This window comes from Acidobacteriota bacterium (assembly GCA_028875575.1).
In the GTDB taxonomy this organism is placed as follows: domain Bacteria; phylum Acidobacteriota; class Terriglobia; order Versatilivoradales; family Versatilivoraceae; genus Versatilivorator.
The window spans coordinates 74,164-90,711 of record JAPPDF010000094.1 but is presented as its reverse complement, the minus strand read 5'-3'; the positions used below and the strand labels follow the sequence as shown (position 1 = coordinate 90,711).

17 protein-coding genes are annotated in these 16,548 nt (G+C 62.7%); 8 read left to right on the top strand and 9 right to left on the bottom strand.

Annotated features, from left to right (window positions below; genetic code table 11):
• Positions 1-4: 4 nt before the first annotated feature.
• Positions 5-769: a phytanoyl-CoA dioxygenase family protein gene (locus OXI69_15655; GenBank protein ID MDE2667576.1), complete on the top strand. Its 765-nt coding sequence runs from the start codon at positions 5-7 to the stop codon at positions 767-769.
• A gap of 601 nt (positions 770-1,370) precedes the next feature.
• Here the strand turns inward: OXI69_15655 and OXI69_15650 are convergent.
• Positions 1,371-2,915: a BCCT family transporter gene (locus OXI69_15650; protein MDE2667575.1), complete on the bottom strand. Its 1,545-nt coding sequence runs from the start codon at positions 2,913-2,915 to the stop codon at positions 1,371-1,373.
• 307 nt (positions 2,916-3,222) lie between these two features.
• Here OXI69_15650 and OXI69_15645 point away from each other — a divergent pair, with 307 nt between their 5' ends.
• Both OXI69_15645 and OXI69_15640 read left to right on the top strand, forming a co-directional pair.
• Complete coding sequence (locus OXI69_15645) at positions 3,223-3,459, top strand: DUF2007 domain-containing protein (GenBank protein MDE2667574.1); 237 nt, start codon at positions 3,223-3,225, stop codon at positions 3,457-3,459.
• Positions 3,460-3,615: 156 nt separating this feature from the next.
• On the top strand, positions 3,616-4,620 hold the full coding sequence (locus OXI69_15640) for a sugar phosphate isomerase/epimerase (protein ID MDE2667573.1): 1,005 nt from the start codon (positions 3,616-3,618) through the stop codon (positions 4,618-4,620).
• 39 nt (positions 4,621-4,659) lie between these two features.
• Here the strand turns inward: OXI69_15640 and OXI69_15635 are convergent, their stop codons facing one another.
• Positions 4,660-5,553, bottom strand: a complete 894-nt coding sequence (locus OXI69_15635) for an endonuclease/exonuclease/phosphatase family protein (GenBank protein ID MDE2667572.1) — start codon at positions 5,551-5,553, stop codon at positions 4,660-4,662.
• Positions 5,554-5,658: 105 nt separating this feature from the next.
• Here OXI69_15635 and OXI69_15630 point away from each other — a divergent pair, with 105 nt between their 5' ends.
• The 5 genes from OXI69_15630 to OXI69_15610 all read left to right on the top strand — a co-directional run bounded on the left by OXI69_15630 (position 5,659) and on the right by OXI69_15610 (position 9,647).
• On the top strand, positions 5,659-7,053 hold the full coding sequence (locus tag OXI69_15630) for a hypothetical protein (protein ID MDE2667571.1): 1,395 nt from the start codon (positions 5,659-5,661) through the stop codon (positions 7,051-7,053).
• Positions 7,054-7,441: 388 nt separating this feature from the next.
• Positions 7,442-7,816, top strand: a complete 375-nt coding sequence (locus OXI69_15625; protein ID MDE2667570.1) for a type II toxin-antitoxin system RelE/ParE family toxin — start codon at positions 7,442-7,444, stop codon at positions 7,814-7,816.
• Positions 7,807-8,133, top strand: coding sequence for an XRE family transcriptional regulator (locus OXI69_15620; GenBank protein ID MDE2667569.1), 327 nt, complete (start codon positions 7,807-7,809; stop codon positions 8,131-8,133). Before OXI69_15625 ends, OXI69_15620 begins: the two co-directional genes overlap by 10 nt.
• 25 nt (positions 8,134-8,158) lie before the next feature.
• Positions 8,159-9,013, top strand: a complete 855-nt coding sequence (locus OXI69_15615) for a DUF1295 domain-containing protein (protein ID MDE2667568.1) — start codon at positions 8,159-8,161, stop codon at positions 9,011-9,013.
• Positions 9,014-9,053: 40 nt separating this feature from the next.
• Complete coding sequence (locus OXI69_15610) at positions 9,054-9,647, top strand: hypothetical protein (protein ID MDE2667567.1); 594 nt, start codon at positions 9,054-9,056, stop codon at positions 9,645-9,647.
• 89 nt (positions 9,648-9,736) lie between these two features.
• Here the strand turns inward: OXI69_15610 and OXI69_15605 are convergent, their stop codons facing one another.
• The 7 genes from OXI69_15605 to OXI69_15575 all read right to left on the bottom strand — a co-directional run bounded on the left by OXI69_15605 (position 9,737) and on the right by OXI69_15575 (position 16,518).
• Positions 9,737-10,711 (bottom strand): contractile injection system protein, VgrG/Pvc8 family, encoded by a 975-nt coding sequence (locus tag OXI69_15605; GenBank protein MDE2667566.1) that lies wholly within the window; start codon positions 10,709-10,711, stop codon positions 9,737-9,739.
• Between the two features lie 117 nt (positions 10,712-10,828).
• Positions 10,829-11,044, bottom strand: coding sequence for a tail protein X (locus OXI69_15600; protein MDE2667565.1), 216 nt, complete (start codon positions 11,042-11,044; stop codon positions 10,829-10,831).
• 41 nt (positions 11,045-11,085) lie between these two features.
• Positions 11,086-11,484, bottom strand: a complete 399-nt coding sequence (locus OXI69_15595) for a phage tail protein (GenBank protein MDE2667564.1) — start codon at positions 11,482-11,484, stop codon at positions 11,086-11,088.
• Positions 11,484-13,949, bottom strand: a complete 2,466-nt coding sequence (locus tag OXI69_15590; protein MDE2667563.1) for a phage tail tape measure protein — start codon at positions 13,947-13,949, stop codon at positions 11,484-11,486. The genes OXI69_15595 and OXI69_15590 overlap by 1 nt, the downstream gene beginning before the upstream one ends.
• Before the next feature lie 144 nt (positions 13,950-14,093).
• Entirely contained in the window at positions 14,094-14,351 is a 258-nt protein-coding gene (locus tag OXI69_15585; protein MDE2667562.1) for a phage tail assembly protein, read from the bottom strand.
• 50 nt (positions 14,352-14,401) lie between these two features.
• Positions 14,402-14,908 (bottom strand): phage major tail tube protein, encoded by a 507-nt coding sequence (locus OXI69_15580; protein MDE2667561.1) that lies wholly within the window; start codon positions 14,906-14,908, stop codon positions 14,402-14,404.
• The gene (locus tag OXI69_15575) at positions 14,908-16,518 is read right to left on the bottom strand and encodes a phage tail sheath subtilisin-like domain-containing protein (GenBank protein ID MDE2667560.1); all 1,611 of its coding nucleotides are present in this window, start codon (positions 16,516-16,518) and stop codon (positions 14,908-14,910) included. Before OXI69_15575 ends, OXI69_15580 begins: the two co-directional genes overlap by 1 nt.
• Between the last annotated feature and the right edge of the window lie 30 nt (positions 16,519-16,548).

Here is a 16,548-nt window from a genome sequence, read left to right as displayed (position 1 = left end):
GGACATGGTCAAGGAAAACGGAAGCTACGCCGAGCAGTATCGGGAGCAGGGCTACCTGGTGGTGGAGGGTCTGCTTACAGCCGAAGAAGTGCAGCGGGTGAGGCAACGGACCGAGGATCTGATTTCCGGCGCCGTTCCGGGATATCCGATGGAGGATATCGAGCTGGAGCCGGGCGCCGAGAGGGTGGAGCTGGCAACGGTGCGCAAGCTGAACCGCCCCGCCGACAACGATCCGGTTTTTCTGGCTCATGCCGGCCATCCCCGGATTCTGTCCATCGTGGAGTCCATGATCGGCCCCGACATCAAGCTCTACAACAGCCAGTGCTTCATGAAGCCGCCGGGAGGGGTGGAGAAGCCCTACCACCAGGACTCGGCCTACTTCGCCATCGAGCCCATGGACCTGGTGACCTGCTGGACGGCGCTGGACGACGTCACCCTGGAGAAGGGACCCATGTATGTGATTCCGGGAAGCCACCGGCAGGGGGTTCTGGATCACAGCCAGCCCTGGGTGGTGCGAGACCGGCGAGACAAGCAGGTGCCCGACGAGGCCCTGGACCTTGGCCGGGAAACGCCCCTGCTCATGCCGGCGGGTGGTTGCTCATTTCACCACAGCCTGCTGCTGCATCGCTCCACGCCCAACCGTTCCACCACCTCGCGGCGCGGCCTGGCCGTTCACTACATGTCGGCCCGCTCCCGCTGGACCGACGACACCCGGCCCCGGCCAAACTATGTGCTCCTGCAGGGGAGGGAATACCCCGGCTGCGTGTAAGATTGGAGATCGGTTCCTTCCGCATCGGCCGGGATGCGGCCCGGCAAGCCGGCGCGCGTCCCCTCGAGGAGCAAGAGGGGGTGGAGGGTGCACCCCACCCGGGAGCGCGGGCGTCCCGCCCGCATGCACTCCCGTTACGTCCCGCTCAGTTTCCCTGCGATGGGGCACCCGGCCACCCTGCGTGGAAACGGCATGGGCTTGGCCGAAGCAGAGTCCTGGCGCCACCCGGGAACGCGGGCGTCTCGCCCGCATGCTGTCCCGTTGCTTGCCGCTCAGTTTCCCCTCGATGTGGCGCCCGGCCACCCTGCGTGGAAACGGCATGGGCTCGGCCGAAGCAGAGTCCTGGCGCCACCCGGGAACGCGGGCGTCTCGCCCGCATGCTGTCCCGTTGCTTGGCGCTCAGTTTCCCCTCGATGTGGCGCCCGGTCACCCTGCCGGCCGAATCCGCATGGGCCCGGCCGGAACACAGTCCTGACGCCGTTGCCGGTCGACCCGGGTCGAGGAGATGGGCAAGGCTGCGGGACGATGTGTGCGGGCGGGACGCCCGCGCTCCCGGGTGGCCTTCATCCCATGACGTCTTCGCAGCATTTGCCTGCGTTTCTCACCGGGCAGCGCGCAGGCCCTTCCAGATGCTGTAGCACATTCCCAACAGCACCAGCGCGAACGGAAAGCCGGTCACCAGCGAAGCCGTCTGCAGCGCCACCAGTCCGCCGCTGATGAGCAGAGTGATGGCGACGATTCCTTCGAATACGCACCAGAAGACGCGCTGAGCGACCGGTGCATCCAACTTTCCTCCAGCGGTGATGGTGTCGATGACGAGCGAACCGGAATCGGACGAAGTGACGAAGAAGATGACTACCAGGATGACGCCGATAGTCGAGGTGACGCCGGCGAGCGGCAGCGCCTCCAGCATCTTGAACAGGGCCAGTTCCGGTTGCTGGGCCTGCACCGCCTCGACCACCGCGGTATGGCCGCCATTGAGATAGTGCGACAGCGCGGTGGCCCCGAAGACGTTCATCCAGAGCGCGGAGACCAGCGTCGGGACGATCAGCATGCAGCCGACGAGTTCACGCACGGTGCGGCCGCGCGAGACCCGGGCGATGAACATGCCGACGAAGGGCGACCAGGAGAGCCACCAGGCCCAGAAGAAGGTGGTCCATCCGTGCATGAAATCGAAGTCGGTCCGACCCGCCCAGTTGCTAAGGGGTCCGATCGCCGCCAGGTAGTGGCCAAGGCTGTCGGCGAACCCGGCCAACAGGTCAAGGGTCGGCCCCACCGCCAGCACGAACGCGAGCAGCAGCAGGGCCAGCAGCAGGTTGGCCTGACTCAAGCGCTTGACTCCTTTGTCCATCCCGGCGACCACCGATGCCACGGCGATGAACGTGATGATCGCGATTATCAGCACCTTGGTGGTCCCGGTGGCCGCTACGCCGAATATATGAGCCAGCCCCGCCGCCGTCTGCTCGGCGCCCAGGCCGAGCGAGGTGGCCAGTCCGAAGAGCGCGGCGAACACCGCCAGGACATCGATCAGGTGGCCGAACCGGCCCCATACTGCCTTGCCCAGGACAGGGTAGAACGCCGACCGCAGCGTCAGCGGCAACCCGAGATTGTAGGCGGCGAAGGCGAGCGCGAGCGCGACGATCGCGTACATTGCCCATGGGTGCAGGCCCCAGTGAAAGATAGCGGCGGCGAATGCCATCCTTTGCGCGGCGGCGGTGTCGGCGGCGTCGATCCCGAGCGGCGGATTCCGGAAATGGGTAATCGGCTCCGCCACCCCGAAGAACATCAGGCCGATGCCGATCCCGGCCGCGAACAGCATGGCGAACCACGACCAGGTGGAGTAGTCGGGTTTGGCATCCGGACCGCCGAGGCGGATGCGGCCGAGTGGAGTCACCACCAGCAGCAGGCAGAACAGGATGAAGATGTTGCCGGCGCCCAAGAACACCCAGTCGAACGTCGAAGTGAGCCAGGCGTACAGCGCGTCGAAAGCGGCGGCCGCGACCTCCCGAAACGCCAGCACGCCGCCTACGAATGCGATGATGGTGAGGCTGGATACGGCGAAGACCGGATTGTGGATGTCGAGCCCCAGGAACTGGATGTTGTCACTGCCAATCCGGTAGTCGGTCTGGGTGTCGTTGGGGGGCATGTGAGGTGTGAGCCTTACCGGGTCTCCCGGAGATCTCTCCGTTGACTCCGGCCGCCGGGGCCGGAGTTTCTGTTGCCAATCATACCCCTGCTCGCAACCGATCCCCAGCCTAGGGACGGGCCATCCCGGCTGAACCCCACAATGTAGGGGCAACCCTTGTGATTGCCCGGTTGTTTCCAGTCGCCCAACCAACGCCGCGTCGGGGACCCACAAGGGATGTTCCTACGGTCTATTGAGCGATTGTAGGCGTGCTCCCGGACTGATAGAGTACCTCTCTTGCTTCACTCGGCAATGGAGAACATCGCGGGTGCTGATTACCATCGCCAGCTTCGACCACCCCATTGAGGCCAATCTGGCCAAGACCCGGTTGGAAGCAGAGGGAATCGAGTGCGTACTGACCAATGAGCATATCGCCGGCATGAATTGGGTCTGGGCCCCGACCATTGGCGGCGTGGGCCTCCAAGTGCTGGAATCGGATGCCCGCAGAGCCATGAAGATTCTTGAAGGCGAGCCCGACGACGAAGATGGGGTGGATGAGGATTAACCGGCATTTTTTGACCCCGCCGCCGCACTTCGGAGAAAAGGACAGGTACTGACCGAGGCACTCCCGGCTGAGACATCAAGATCAGGTCTGAAGAGAATGGAGGAGACCGTCGGGCTCCGCAGGGCTCGACGCAACTCAAAGGAGGACGGGACAAACATGGAAATCGCATTGATGGCGGCAAGCATGCTGGAGAGATCCTGGGAGGAGATGCTGGACTCCTGCAAGAAGCACGGCATCCGATTGGTCGAGGCCTGCGCCGGCGGGCACATTCCCAAGGTCCACTACGACCCGGTCAAGCTGGCATCCTCGCCAGCCGAGTTCGAAGCCTTCAAGCGCAGCCTGGAAGAGAGGGAGATGCAGATCTGTTCCTTCGGCTGCCACGGCAACCCCATCCATCCCAACCCGGCCATCGCCGAGGGCGCCCATGCCGACCTGGTGGCCACCTGCAAGTTGGCCAGCCGGTTGGACGTTCACCACATCAGCCTGCTGGCCGGCACTCCCGCCGGCGGTCCCGACGACCAGACACCCAACTGGATCATCAACTCCGCCTTCGTCATGTGGAAGGATGCCTACCGCTGGCAGTGGGAGGAAAGAATCATCCCCTACTGGAAGAAGGCCGCCGCCATCGCCGACGACTACGGGGTCAAGCTGTGCATCGAGCCCCATACCGGCGATTGCGTCTACAACACCCAGACCTTCCTGCGCCTCCGCCGGGAAGTCGGGCCCACCATCGGCATGAACCTGGACCCCTCCCACCTGTGGTGGCAGGGTATCGATCCCATCGTTTTCGTCGAGACCATCGGCGAGGCCATCTACACCTGCCACGTCAAGGACGTGGCCCTGGACCCGCGGTTGACCGCCCGCGACGGCCTGGCGTCCAGCGCCTACTACGACGAGTGGGACCTGAGGTCCTGGAGCTACCGCACCCTGGGCTACGGCCACGACGAGTTCTTCTGGCGCAACTTCATCGTCAGCCTGCGCCGGGCCGGCTACGACGGCCCCCTCAGCATCGAGTGCGAGGAACCCTACCTCACCGTGGACGACTCGCTGGCCAAGGCCGTGGAGCTGCTGAAATACGTCCTGCCCAATGAACCGGCGCCAACGGGCAACTGGATGGACGCCTACCAGTTGGACGACTACGAGAAGAACCTGGGGGGATAGGGGAGGGAAGGGGCTGCCGAGGGTCGCGGATATCTTGCCTCAGAAAACGAGCCGTATGGAAATGGGACAGTGGTCGGAAAGACGCTTGCGCCAACGGAAATAATTCCTCTCGCTATAGGTCAATTCTTCGAATGAACGGGGCTTCACAGCTTTCCCCGTGATCGGTCCGACAATAATGTGATCGATGAATTCAGGGAACCTGGCACCCCAACACCTCGGCTTCTCGCCGGCGTTGACCCTGTATATCGGCTTTGGATTGCCATCGGCAATAAAATGCCAGAGATCGTCGCTCCGCCGGTCCATGCGCCGATTGAAGTCGCCCAGCAGAACAAAGGCCCGGCCCCGTTTCAAACGTCGGTCGATCCATGACTCGAGCGGCCTCACCTGGGACTTGAGTTCGCGGCAACTCCTGGTTGCGGGGCGGTCCAGGTCCCGGTCGAAGCAGCCGGACTTCAGGTGCACCGACATCAGGTCGATTTTCCTGCCGCCCACCTCCAACTCGATCACGGTGCCGTAGCGCAATCCCCATTTCGTGCTCAGCTCTCGATAGTCGGGCAGGCGCCGGTATCGGATACCCCTGCGGATCGCGAAGCCGGTCCGTTGCCTGGTGTCGTCACGGTGCGATAGTTCAATTCGGTACTGCTGCAGAGGAAACACCTTGCGGACAAATCCCGCATCGACTTCCTGCAAAGCGATGACGTCCGCGTCCAGGTCATTTGCGTATCCGGCCAACCGGGTGTAATCGCCGGCCTTGCGTCTGTGATGATCCGGGTCCTCCGAGGTGAGCCAGTAGATGTTCCAGGATGCGATCTTGACCTCTGCCGCGCTGGCGCTGACCAAAAACGCATTGACCATGAACACCAGCAGGGCCAATGACGTCGGGAATCTCACGGGTAGCTTGTTGGGCATGGCGCCTGAAGAATTGCCGTTCAAGATCTGATCTCTCAGCGGTCGAAATTTGGCCACTGTGACATCTTGGCGCAAACCTGCCTATAATGAGTGCTCCTTTCAGCTTTCGTCAAAAAAATGGAGTCGGCCATGCCCTATTCCAACTCTTCCGGAAGAAATTCTGAATCCGAGTCCGGCATTCTCACCCGCCGCGGCTTTTTTGCAGGTCTTGGCGGCGCCCTTCTCTTGAACGGCTGGAGGCCGGTCTGGGCGGCCAAAAAGGAAGCCGAATCCCGGCATGGATCCATCCGGGTCACCGACATCGAGGTCCACAACATCACCGAGGAGTTCGTGGACTGGATCGCCTATGAGCTCAACCACTTCTACGGTCCCTGGAAACGGACCATCTACGTGGTGCATACCGACGCCGGCCTGACCGGACTGGGCGAGAGCGGAAGTCCGGAGCCCGAGGAGACCATCGAAAAATACATCGGCACCAGCCCCTTCGACTGGGTGGGGGACGAAAACTCGCTGGGATTGGGGACGGCCATGTACGACCTGATGGGCAAGGCGGCCGGAGTCCCCGTCTACAAGCTCTTCGGGCAGCGCTACCGCCGCTGGGTGCCGGTGGCCTCATGGACGGTCTCGACCCATCCCAAGCGCATGGCCCAGGCCGTCAAGAACTTCTCGTCCATGGGCTACACCTGGATGAAGTACCACCTCTCGCCCTTCGAAAACGTGATGGACCAGATGGACGCCATGCAGGAGGTAGCTCCCGAGGGGTTCCGCATCCACCACGACATCACCATGCACGGCACCAACGACCACATGTTCGAGCTGCTGGAAAACATCTCGAAGTATCGCATCGCCGGCTGTTTCGAGGATCCTCTGCAGGAACGGGACATCGAGGGCTACGCCGAGCTGCGCAAGCGCTGCCGGCTGCCGATCGTCTACCACCACACTCCATTGGGCGCCACCTTCGAGGTGCTGAGGCGGGCGGCCGACGCCTACATGCTGGGACACCAGAAGATCGGAACCGCCCGGCGGCGGGCCGGCCTGTTCGCGGCCGCCAACATCCCCTTCATGCTGCAGAACGTCGGCGGAAACATCACCCGGGCCATGACAGCCCACATGCATTCGGCCTTCAAGACGGCCAGCTTCCACTTCGTCAACACCTCCGAGAGCAAGAAGTCGGATGTGGTCAAGGAGCGGCTCGATCCGGTCAATGGATTTGTCAAAGTTCCGGAACGGCCCGGGCTGGGGGTGACCCTGGACCGGGCGGAACTGGAACGGCTGGAAAAGCTGAAACTGCCCGAGCAACCCAAGTGGATCATCAAGACCCGCTTTACCAACGGCACCCGCATGTACAACATCGCCGACCCCGAGCGGTCCCTCTTCATGGTGCGCCCCGACCGCTGGCGCCTCATCCCCATGAGCTACGACTCCCCCCTCACCACCGAATACTGGGACGACGACGGCTCGGAAGAGTACCGCAAGATGTTCGCCCGGATTGAAAAGGAAGGCGTGGTTCTGATCAAGCCGTGAGGGTGGGTCAGTATCTGCCGCCAGCAAGGGGTGTCTACTTTCCAATGGGGTAGTTCCTTTGCAGGGCCGCGATCCGGGCAGGCTGGGGGCTCCCGGTTGGAATAGGCTCCGGTACTTCAGGGTCGGTGTTTCTCCCTCCGTAACGAGGATCCTGCCATCCCTATCAGGATCTGAACAGCAGTAGTGATCGTCGTAGCGGCCCGCGGCCCCGCCTTGCGACGTTTCCGAGGGCGGCACAATGGTCCTGCCTGAGTGCGTCTGCCACCGGGAAATCAACGATATCTTATTCATATTCAACAATGTACAAGTATTGTCCTAGTGTCGGAATAAGTTCAAGGTACTATAATATGTATTTGAAATCATATGTAGTGTATAACATACTTTGAATGTGGCCTGGATAGTTGCGATTGGTGATGAATTTGAGCCGGAATTCGACGATCTGCACGATGACGTCCGGACGGAGATTCTGGCGATGTCGCGGCTTCTGCAGCGGTTCGGGCCGCAATTGGGGCGGCCTCGGGTGGACACGCTGAACGGTTCCCGGCACGCGAACATGAAGGAGATTCGGTTCAGTGCGGCGGACGGCGAATGGAGAGTTGCCTTCGCCTTCGACACCAAGCGGGAGGCGATCCTGCTGGTCGCAGGGGACAAGTCAGGGAAGAGTAAAAACCGGTTCTACCGCAGGTTGGTCCGCAAGGCCGATGAGCGTTTCAAGGCCCATCTGGACCGTTTGAAGAAGAAGGAAAGGAAATCATGGCTGTGAACGTAGACGACAAAATCAGGAACCTGAGCACCACTCAGCGCAAGAAGGTGGAGGTGCGCGCTGCGGAGTTGATTGCAGAGGAAATGACTCTACGCGAGCTTCGCAAGGCCCGCAAGCTCACGCAGGTACGCTTGGCGAGTCGGCTTGGAATCACGCAGGATGGCGTCTCGCGGCTCGAGAAGCGGAGTGATCTGCTGTTGTCCACGCTACGGGAGACCGTAGAAGCGATGGGAGGGAACCTTTCCCTGGTTGCCCAATTCCCGGACCGTGCGCCAGTCGTTTTATCGGGCATCCTCGAGGAAGATTCACATACCTGAAGCCCGCCGCCACTTCATTGTCAATATGAACGTCCTCAACTTTGTTGACCATCCGCTCGTAGGCACCCCGTACGGTATCGCGCTGGATTTGTGCATCGTTCTGGCCATTGCGTGCTGGGTGCTTTCAATCCTGACAAGGGAGTATTCCTGGGTGGACCGGCTGTGGTCGGTTGTTCCGGCGGTTTACTGCCTGATCGTTGCTGTGGATCTGGAGTTTCAATCGGCTCGGGTCAACGTGATGACCATGCTGGCCACAGTCTGGGGGATACGATTGACGTTTAATTATGCCCTCAAGGGAGGGTACTGGATCGGCGGCGAAGACTATCGGTGGATCTATCTCAGAAAACAGATGAGCGGCCTGCAATTTCAACTGATGAACGTGATGGTCGTCTCAATCGGTCAGATGGCTGTTGTGTGGTTGTTCACCTCGCCCATTCATCAGGCCTGGGTGTATGCGGAGCGCCCCATGGGCTGGCTGGATTTCGTTGCCCTCCAGGTGTTCCTGGTATTGCTGACTTTTGAGAGTATCGCCGATGCTCAGATGTGGCAGTTTCAGCAGAACAAGAAACGTCTGATTCAAGAGGGGGTCGAAGTGAAGCGCCCGTTCATGGACAGCGGGTTGTTTCGATTCAGTCGCCATCCCAGCTATTTCTGCGAAATGGGGATGTGGGTGACCTTTTACGTTTTTGCGGTTTCTGCATCAGGCCAGTTCTGGCACTGGACGGGACTGGGCTGCGTTCTGTTGATACTGGTTTTTCAAGGCTCCACACGACTCGCAGAGCAAATTTCCAGCGAGAAATACCCCACCTACAGCAAGTATCAAGCCTCGGTGCCAAAGCTCATTCCGTTTACGCGCCTGGGCTGTATCCCTGAAAAGTAACCTTGTTCTTTCGATTCTTCCCATAGTTGCAATCACCCTCATGACTGAATGGCTTGGCATTGGCCACCTTTTTGAGTTTTCCCGGACGGAAGCGATTGCGGGGTTTTTCACGCCGCTGGTGATCTTTGCCGTGTTCTTGCTGGCGCAGCTCATTTTGCCGGGAAAGCGGGTCCCCGGCTATGTCATCAATCCTGAGACCGGCAAACCGCGCAACTATCGGCTGAACGGTATTCTGGTGTTTGCGATCGCGCAGATCGTGTGGGCTCTCGAGCTCACCGGGATGTCACGTGAGTGGTTCTACCGGTCCTCGATCTATGCGGTGGCAGGCGGAACGGTCCTTACCACCATCTTTACGTTTCTGGCGGTGTTCAGCCAGCCCCAGGGCAAGGTGAGGAATCCGATCCTGGCGCTGTGGTTCGGGCGTGTCCAGGAGTTGTCGTTCTTCAATGAACGCTGCGACGTCAAGATGTACTTCTATGTCGTCGGTGGAACGATGTTGTCGCTCAACGCACTGTCCGGGGCTGCGTACCACTACGAACTCTTCGGCCAAGACTCCAACCCGGGCGTCATCCTGTTTGCGGCATTCTTTACATTCTATGTACTGGACTACTTTGTAAGCGGCAACTTGATTTGAGACATTTGGCAACTTGATTTGAGACAAATCGCGTCGCTGGTGCTCAAAGAACCGTCAGGAACGATCCCTTAACCTACCACAAACGCCCCCTAAGCGGCCGGGACCTCGCCCTCCAAGCTGGTGGAATAGCCGCTGCTGCCGTACTCGTGCTCCACCCGTTGAGCGACCCATTCTCCATTGATCCCAGAACGAAAGCCCTCCAGCGTCACCCGGGACTGAGCCCGAAGCCGCGGCTCTCCCCGGGATAGCGTGAGACTCACGGTGGAGCGACCGCGGGCGAGCTGGTCCAGGCGGGCCTGGGCCGCGGCCTTGGCTTGCTCAGCGTCCGCGTATGTATGCCGCAACACGAATACCGGTTCTCCCTTGCCAGCGCGCTCGGTGACCTGCTCGCCCTCCTCCTGGTCTTGCCAGTGGGCCTCTACGGATCGATACTTCCCCCTGTCGGACAGAGTGGCTCGATATTCCTTGACCTGGTCCGGCCGGATAGTCACGTCAGACACCTGCTCCCCGCTGGCCGACAATCCGCGGCCGGCGGGCACGAAGGCCAAGCGCTTCCCTGAGATCTTGAGCGTATAGTCCCAGCGCCGAGCCAGGCGGGTGAGCAGGTGCAAGTCGGACTCGTTGGACTGGTCCAGGTGGGCCAGGTGGATCGTGGGCGGCGGGGGAGGCATCCGCAGATCGAGCCCGTGATCGGCGGCGACCGCGGCCACGACTTCACGGAGGGTAGTGTCGCTCCAGGAGCGGGTCTTCTGGTCCTTTAGCTCATCCCGGAGATCGGCCGAGCGGGCCCGGACGATAAGCGTGGACGGTAGCCCCTCCAACTCTACCTCGTCGACGATAAAGTCGCCCATCGTGGCTAGGCCGGTCTCCAGGAAGCCCAGGCGGATGGACAACGTCACCCCACGCCTGGGGAGAGCGATCCGGCTACCCCGGTCGTCGAGGCGGATCTCCAGAGTGTCGGACTGATAGCCGGCCTCGTCGGTCAGGGTGACGGAGATCAGGCGATCGCGCATGACAGCGGTCACGTCGGCCTGGCCAGCGATGATCTCGTGGATGGGCGTCATATTTGGCCCCTGGGCGCTTCAGTTGCGCCAACCCGGCCGCAACTACCGCGGGCCCCGTAGGGCCGCGACACGGGTTAACTGTGGCGCAAGATGGCGCTATTCTCGGCCCTGCCCAGCTCAATCCCAGAGGCTCACGGTCTCGATTTGCGGGGCAGTCTGGGGCAACTCCGGCAGCCCTATGACGATACCAGCGGGGAGGACGGGTCCGACTTCGGAAAGGCCAGGATTAGCCTCAAGCACGGCCTCCACAGCACCGGCTTGGCGGCCATAGTGCTTCCAACAGACGGCGTCCAGAGAATCGCCGTCACGGGTACGGTAACGCACGCCGACCAGAGGAGCACTCGCTTTTATCGTGAGTGATTGCTGGGTGGCCATTATTGATTGTCCTCCCCATAGTGGACAATCTGCACGCGGAACTCCTTCTTGCGGGGCACGCCATCGGCATGGAACAAGCTCTGGGATTCCTCGACCCGGGTAATGCACCACTTGCCAAGAACCTCTCCGTTGCCGCTGGTCAGCATCAGGGGCTGCCCCTTGCCAGCCTCGGACCGCATGGCGTCCAGTTGGCCCAAGCCGCCCTTGTAGACCGGATAGATCACCCCGGGCAGCTCGATGGATTCCTCACCCGGTCCAAGATACTGGTATGCTGGACGCTTCCCCAGCCGCTCCTGAGCCTGCCAGCGGTACTCCGAGGTTCGGACCAGCTCCTTGTAGGCAGCCGTATCCACCGAGAACCGGTAATCCCCCAGGGCCAGCATGTACTCGGTCGGCATCAGTCTCCCACTGGGTCGTAGAGCTCCCCACGGCGGCCGCGGCCGTTGCGCTGATCGATCTCGCGAATGATCCGGTTGGCCAAGGCACGGGCATCCTCCCCGGGCTGCTGGGCGATGGTGATCCGGTAATAGTTATTGACCACAACGGAGCGATTGGAGCCAGGCGATGGTTCGCTGGATAGTGCAGCAATAGAAGATAAAGCGGGGCCAGGCGCGGCCGGAGCGGCAAGGGCCAGCCCAGCGGTGGCTGCGCTCAGAGAAGCCGCCAGGGGGCGCCGCAGGGGGCCAGGACCTGCCTGCCGCACCCCTTCGCCCAATGCCGAAACTAGACCCCGCCCGCTGCGGGTGAGGCCTGAGAGCGGTCCCTCGCGGGCATCGGAGGAGGGCAGCAGGCGCCCGACGGGTCCCAGGACTGTCTTCAGGGCAGCGTAGACCGTACCCGGGGCAGAGGCGATCCCCTCGGCCAGGGCCGAGAGCAGCCCCGCTCCGGCCGACTTCATCCAGTCCCACAGCTCCGCAAAATAGGCCTTGATCGGCTCCCAGTGCTTGATCACCATGCCGAGCGGATGGAAGTTGAGAAAGGCTGCTTTGATCGATTCCCAAGCGGTATTGAAAGCCGCTTTAACGGGCGGCCAAAGGCCAATAAAGAAGGCTTTAATCGGCTCCCAGTACTTCCAGACCAAGACAGCCGCGGCGGCGACGGCCGCCCCTATCAGCACGAACGGATTGGACAGGGCCGCTAGTGTCAGGGCTTTGAGCCCTCCGACGGCCAGCGGGATGGCACGGGTAGCCATCAGGACCAGCGCACTGCCGAACTTTCGGAGGGCACCCCCAACCGCCAGGGCCTTCATTCTGGCCTGTGTGATACGGGCGGTGATATTCAGCTCAGTTAGCCTGTCCCACAAGGCCGTGGCCCCTGGAAGCGTCGTGGCAAACTGGTGTGCCAGTCCGGCTAGCTTCCAGGTTCCGAGCATGGCACCCACGATCCCGATACCATGCGCGAAAACCGGGTTTGCCTCCATCATCTTACCCATCCAACCGAAGACCTCGCCCAGCGGGGGCGCCACCGCGCCCAGGGCCGGCACCAGCATCCCCGCAAAGTTCTCCGCCAGCAGGCCGATTTGGTGGCCCATGATTTTGAGCTTGCCCCCGGAGGAATCCAGAAAATCCTGATAGGCCTTATCGACGATCCCGCGGGAGGTCCCTTTTAGCCGATCGAGGCCCTTCCGGTAGTCGTCCAGCTTCTCAAGCAGCGGGACCACCCCCACCTTGCCCTCGTCGCCGAACACCCTTTGCAGAACACTGTCCCGCTCGTCGACATCCCGGATGTTGGCCAAGCGCTCCCGCAGCCCGTCCAGAGTGGCCAACAGGTCCAGCTCTCCGGAGGCGTCCCGGACGATCTCGAAGTCGAGCTCCTCAGAGGCCTTGCCCAGTTGACGCAGGATGGCGCGGAAGGCGGTCCCGGCCCGGCTGCCGGTCACCATCGAGCTGTTGAGGATGCCGAGGGCCGTGGCCGTTTGGTCCAGGGAGACTCCGGCGGCAATGGCGCCGGCTGAGGCCTCGGCCATGCCCTCGCCAAGCTGGCCGAAGTTGTCGATCTGGTAGGCGAACTGGGTCTGGGTGAGCACGTCGCCGATGCGGCGGATCTTCTCCTCGACGCCGGCGCCCTCGATGGAGTCCCCCAGGTTATTCAAGGTCCCGGCCAGGACCTTGCCGACCTGCTCGGGGATCCCCTGGGTGACGGTGGCCACCTTGGCCGTCACCTCGGAGCCGATGCGGGCCGCGGACTCAGACAGCCCGGCCGAGCCAAGCTGGTATTGGATGCCCAGGATGTCGACGTCGCTGGCCAGATTGCGCCGCGCGTAGTCCCGGGCGTGTTGGCGGGCCCGTTCCACGGCGGCGGCCGCGTCCCCCTCGTCGGGAATGATGACGGTCTTGAGGCGGACCTCGGCAGCCTCCCGCCCCAGCGATTTCTTCACCACCCGCCCGACGGCGTAACCGGCGCCCAGCAGTCCCACCGCCTTCCCTTGCAGACGGGAGCGGGCCTGGCGAGCCTTCTCCTGCCGGTTCAGGCGGTCCAGGGCGCGCTCGGCATCCTTGGCCGTCCGGGCGAACTCCTTCTGACGTCGGGCGGCGTTGCCGATGGTGACTCCGTACTGCTTGGCCGTCCTGGCGGCCTCCTTGTAGCGCCGCTCGGCCTGGGAGATCTGCCGGGCGAGCGTCTTGCTGGATCCGCCGGCCTCGGCCTGCTTGCGCTTGAGCTGGTCGAGCGCCCTCCGGTACTTCAGGACGTCCCGGCTGGCTGCGGAGCCCAGCTGGGCCTTTTTCATGGCCTGGCCCAGCTTCTCGGCGCGCTGCTCGGCCGACAGAAAGGTCGACTTGAAGGCCGACCCCAGGGAGGCGTCGATAACAATGCTGGTTTTGAGGGTGTTTTCCGGCATGGCTGAGAGGAGGGGGCGAGTCACCTGGCCGTGCTCACCGTGCGCCGTATATCGCCTTGATCAGGCTCCGGGCGTCGGCGGCCAGATCGGCCAGCTCACCCGGATCCAGGTCGTCGATCTCGGAAAAGGGCTGATGGAATACGTGGGCCACCAGAAGCCGGGCCTGGCTCAGGTCTTCTTGGGGGACAAAAAATTCTGATAGGCCTCCTGGATCTTTAGGTAGTCGGCCATGTCCATCTCTTCGATGGCCTCGGGCGTCTGCTCGCACAGGTTGGCGAACAGGCGAATCTCCCGCGCTCCGTCACTGCCGCCGCTCTTGTCGGCAGCGCGCACGTCCCGCACCTTGGGCCGCCGCAGGGTAAGCTCGGTCACTTCCACCCCGTCGACGGTGATGGGGTGCTCCAGCGTGATGGTAGTTGTAGTCATGGGTCCTCCGTTTCAGAATCGGATCAAGGCCTCCATGATGCTGGGAGTGCCTAGATTCCCAGGGCTTGGCGCTGCGCCTGGAGTTGGTCGGTTCCGTTGACCACCCGCTTCATGTTCTCCACGTCGATATCGTGGATGACCTCTCCGCCCTGGGTGTACTTGTAGTAGCGCAGGGCTACCATCCACTTGAGTGGTGCTTTCTCTCCCGGCTTCCAGGTTCCGAAGTCCAGCTCCTTGACCTTGCCCCGCATCCGGATCTCGACCGGGGTGACTGTCCCGTCCTCGTCCACGAGCGCCGCACGCAGCGTCAGCGGCGTCGACGCCGAGGTGTAGACGCCCCAGAGCTTGACGACCTCCTTGTCGATGCCCGATATCGTCAGAGTGGTTTCGAGCTTCTCCATACCCATATCCAGTTCCACCTCGGCATCCATGCCCCCGGCCCTGTACTCCTCGGTCTTGATGGTGAGCTTGGGCGGGTCGAACTCTTCCACCCGGCCGGCATAGCCCCGGCCGTCGACGAACAAGTTGATGTTGCGAAGAATGTCTTTGATCGGCATCAGGCTAGCTCCTTGAGGTACTCACTGGACAGATGACTTCGGAAGGTCACCCGCTCGGCCGGATAGGGCGGGGTGAAGTCAAAATCGAAATAGACCTTGCCGCTGGCCAGCACCGCAGGGGAATTCAGGTCGGCGTCCACCCAGCAGCGGCCGCCCAGGATCGCTCCCAGCCCGACCAGCTCGCGCAGGTAGGCATTGACCCCGTCCACCACATCCTCCAGGTAAGTCTTGGTGATGTTGCGATCGACGGCCCACAGGTGCGAGCGCAGCAGGCTCTGGCCGATCTGGTCGGCGGTGCGCACCACCGAAAGAAACGCCCACTTGGGATCGGCCGAGCAGGTGCGGTTTCCCCAGAGGCGGTAACCGTTCTGGCGAATCACGGTGGCGACCTCCCGCTCATTGAGCAGGTTGGCCCGGGCATTGGGATCGCCCAGGGCAAAGTCCACCGGGCGGGCGGTCCCTAGGATGCCGAGGACCTCGCGGTTCGAGGGGCTCCACCAGAAGCCGCGCTCGTTGTCGGAGCGGGCGATGACGCCGGCGACGCGGGCCGAGCTCCACCCCGTCCCGCCGGCCACCTTGACCTTGGGATCCACTAGATAGACCCGCCGGGATCCGAAGTGGCCGCGGTAGGCGATGGCCTCGGCGTCGGTGGTCGAGGGGCCGTCGATCACGGCCACGGCCTTCAGGCGCTCGGCGACCCCCTCGAGCTCTGCGGCCACCGGCGACTTGTCGGTCCCGGTGCGCGGTCCGGAGTATCCAGGCGCAATCAGGATCTTGGGAGCAAATCCCAGGGCCGATTCGGCGCCCAGCAGGGCGTGGGCTCCGGTGAAGCTGCCGTCTCCGGCAGCCTCGCCGGCCACGTCCTCGTATGTCACACTGTCCGGGGAGGCGTAGCGGTAGCTGACTTTGACCGTAGCGCCGGCGTTAATGGGCCCGCCATCGATCCGGGTGATCAGGCCGCTGGCCGTGTCCACCGTGTAAGCGTCAGAGCCGTAGATGGGGTTGCCGGTGGCACCGGCGACCACCACGTCGACCAGCTCCTTGTGGGGGAGCTGGATGTGGTCGTTGCCGTCGAAGGTCTGATCGGCCGCCGCCACCGCCACGAAGTGCGGCTTCGGGTTGGGGTAGCTGAAGCTCACCCGCACGGCGGCATTGGCCGCAATGGATCCGGTGCCCAGGCGGGTAATGGTTCCGGCTGCGGCACCCAGGGTATAGTCGGTGCCCGCCACGTAGATCGTGTTTTCGGTGGCGTGCTTCACCACCACCGCAGATACGTCGGTCTGGCCCAAATCGATCTCGCCGGGATCGCCGGCAAAGGCCTCTTCCTGATCGGCGACACTGGACAGGTGACGGGCGGGGTCGAGTACGTTGACCACCACCACCGAGGCGCCGATCTGGTCGAAGATCGCATCCAACGCGGCGGGGATCGAGCCGGTTTCTCCGAAGATCCGCGCCCCCTCCGAGCGCGACCCGGCCACCAGCGTGGGGGCGTTCACCGGTCCCCGTCCGGCGGTGCCGACCAACCCGATCACGCTGCTCTTCACCGTTCGGACCGGCCGGACTCCTTCCTGGACCTCCAGGACTTCGACTCCATGCAAAAAGTCACCCATCGTTCATCCTCCTTGGTTGTCCCGCTTCGT

What these genes read in the sequence shown, in the direction of transcription:
- OXI69_15655 (MDE2667576.1), top strand. Translation starts at nt 5, where the DNA reads ATGGTCAAGGAAAACGGAAGCTACGCCGAGCAGTATCGGGAGCAGGGC.
- OXI69_15650 (MDE2667575.1), bottom strand. Translation starts at nt 2,915, where the DNA reads ATGCCCCCCAACGACACCCAGACCGACTACCGGATTGGCAGTGACAAC.
- OXI69_15640 (MDE2667573.1), top strand. Translation starts at nt 3,616, where the DNA reads ATGGAAATCGCATTGATGGCGGCAAGCATGCTGGAGAGATCCTGGGAG.
- OXI69_15630 (MDE2667571.1), top strand. Translation starts at nt 5,659, where the DNA reads ATGCCCTATTCCAACTCTTCCGGAAGAAATTCTGAATCCGAGTCCGGC.
- OXI69_15620 (MDE2667569.1), top strand. Translation starts at nt 7,807, where the DNA reads ATGGCTGTGAACGTAGACGACAAAATCAGGAACCTGAGCACCACTCAG.
- OXI69_15615 (MDE2667568.1), top strand. Translation starts at nt 8,159, where the DNA reads ATGAACGTCCTCAACTTTGTTGACCATCCGCTCGTAGGCACCCCGTAC.
- OXI69_15610 (MDE2667567.1), top strand. Translation starts at nt 9,054, where the DNA reads ATGACTGAATGGCTTGGCATTGGCCACCTTTTTGAGTTTTCCCGGACG.
- OXI69_15605 (MDE2667566.1), bottom strand. Translation starts at nt 10,711, where the DNA reads ATGACGCCCATCCACGAGATCATCGCTGGCCAGGCCGACGTGACCGCT.
- OXI69_15595 (MDE2667564.1), bottom strand. Translation starts at nt 11,484, where the DNA reads ATGCCGACCGAGTACATGCTGGCCCTGGGGGATTACCGGTTCTCGGTG.
- OXI69_15585 (MDE2667562.1), bottom strand. Translation starts at nt 14,351, where the DNA reads ATGACTACAACTACCATCACGCTGGAGCACCCCATCACCGTCGACGGG.
- OXI69_15580 (MDE2667561.1), bottom strand. Translation starts at nt 14,908, where the DNA reads ATGCCGATCAAAGACATTCTTCGCAACATCAACTTGTTCGTCGACGGC.
- OXI69_15575 (MDE2667560.1), bottom strand. Translation starts at nt 16,518, where the DNA reads ATGGGTGACTTTTTGCATGGAGTCGAAGTCCTGGAGGTCCAGGAAGGA.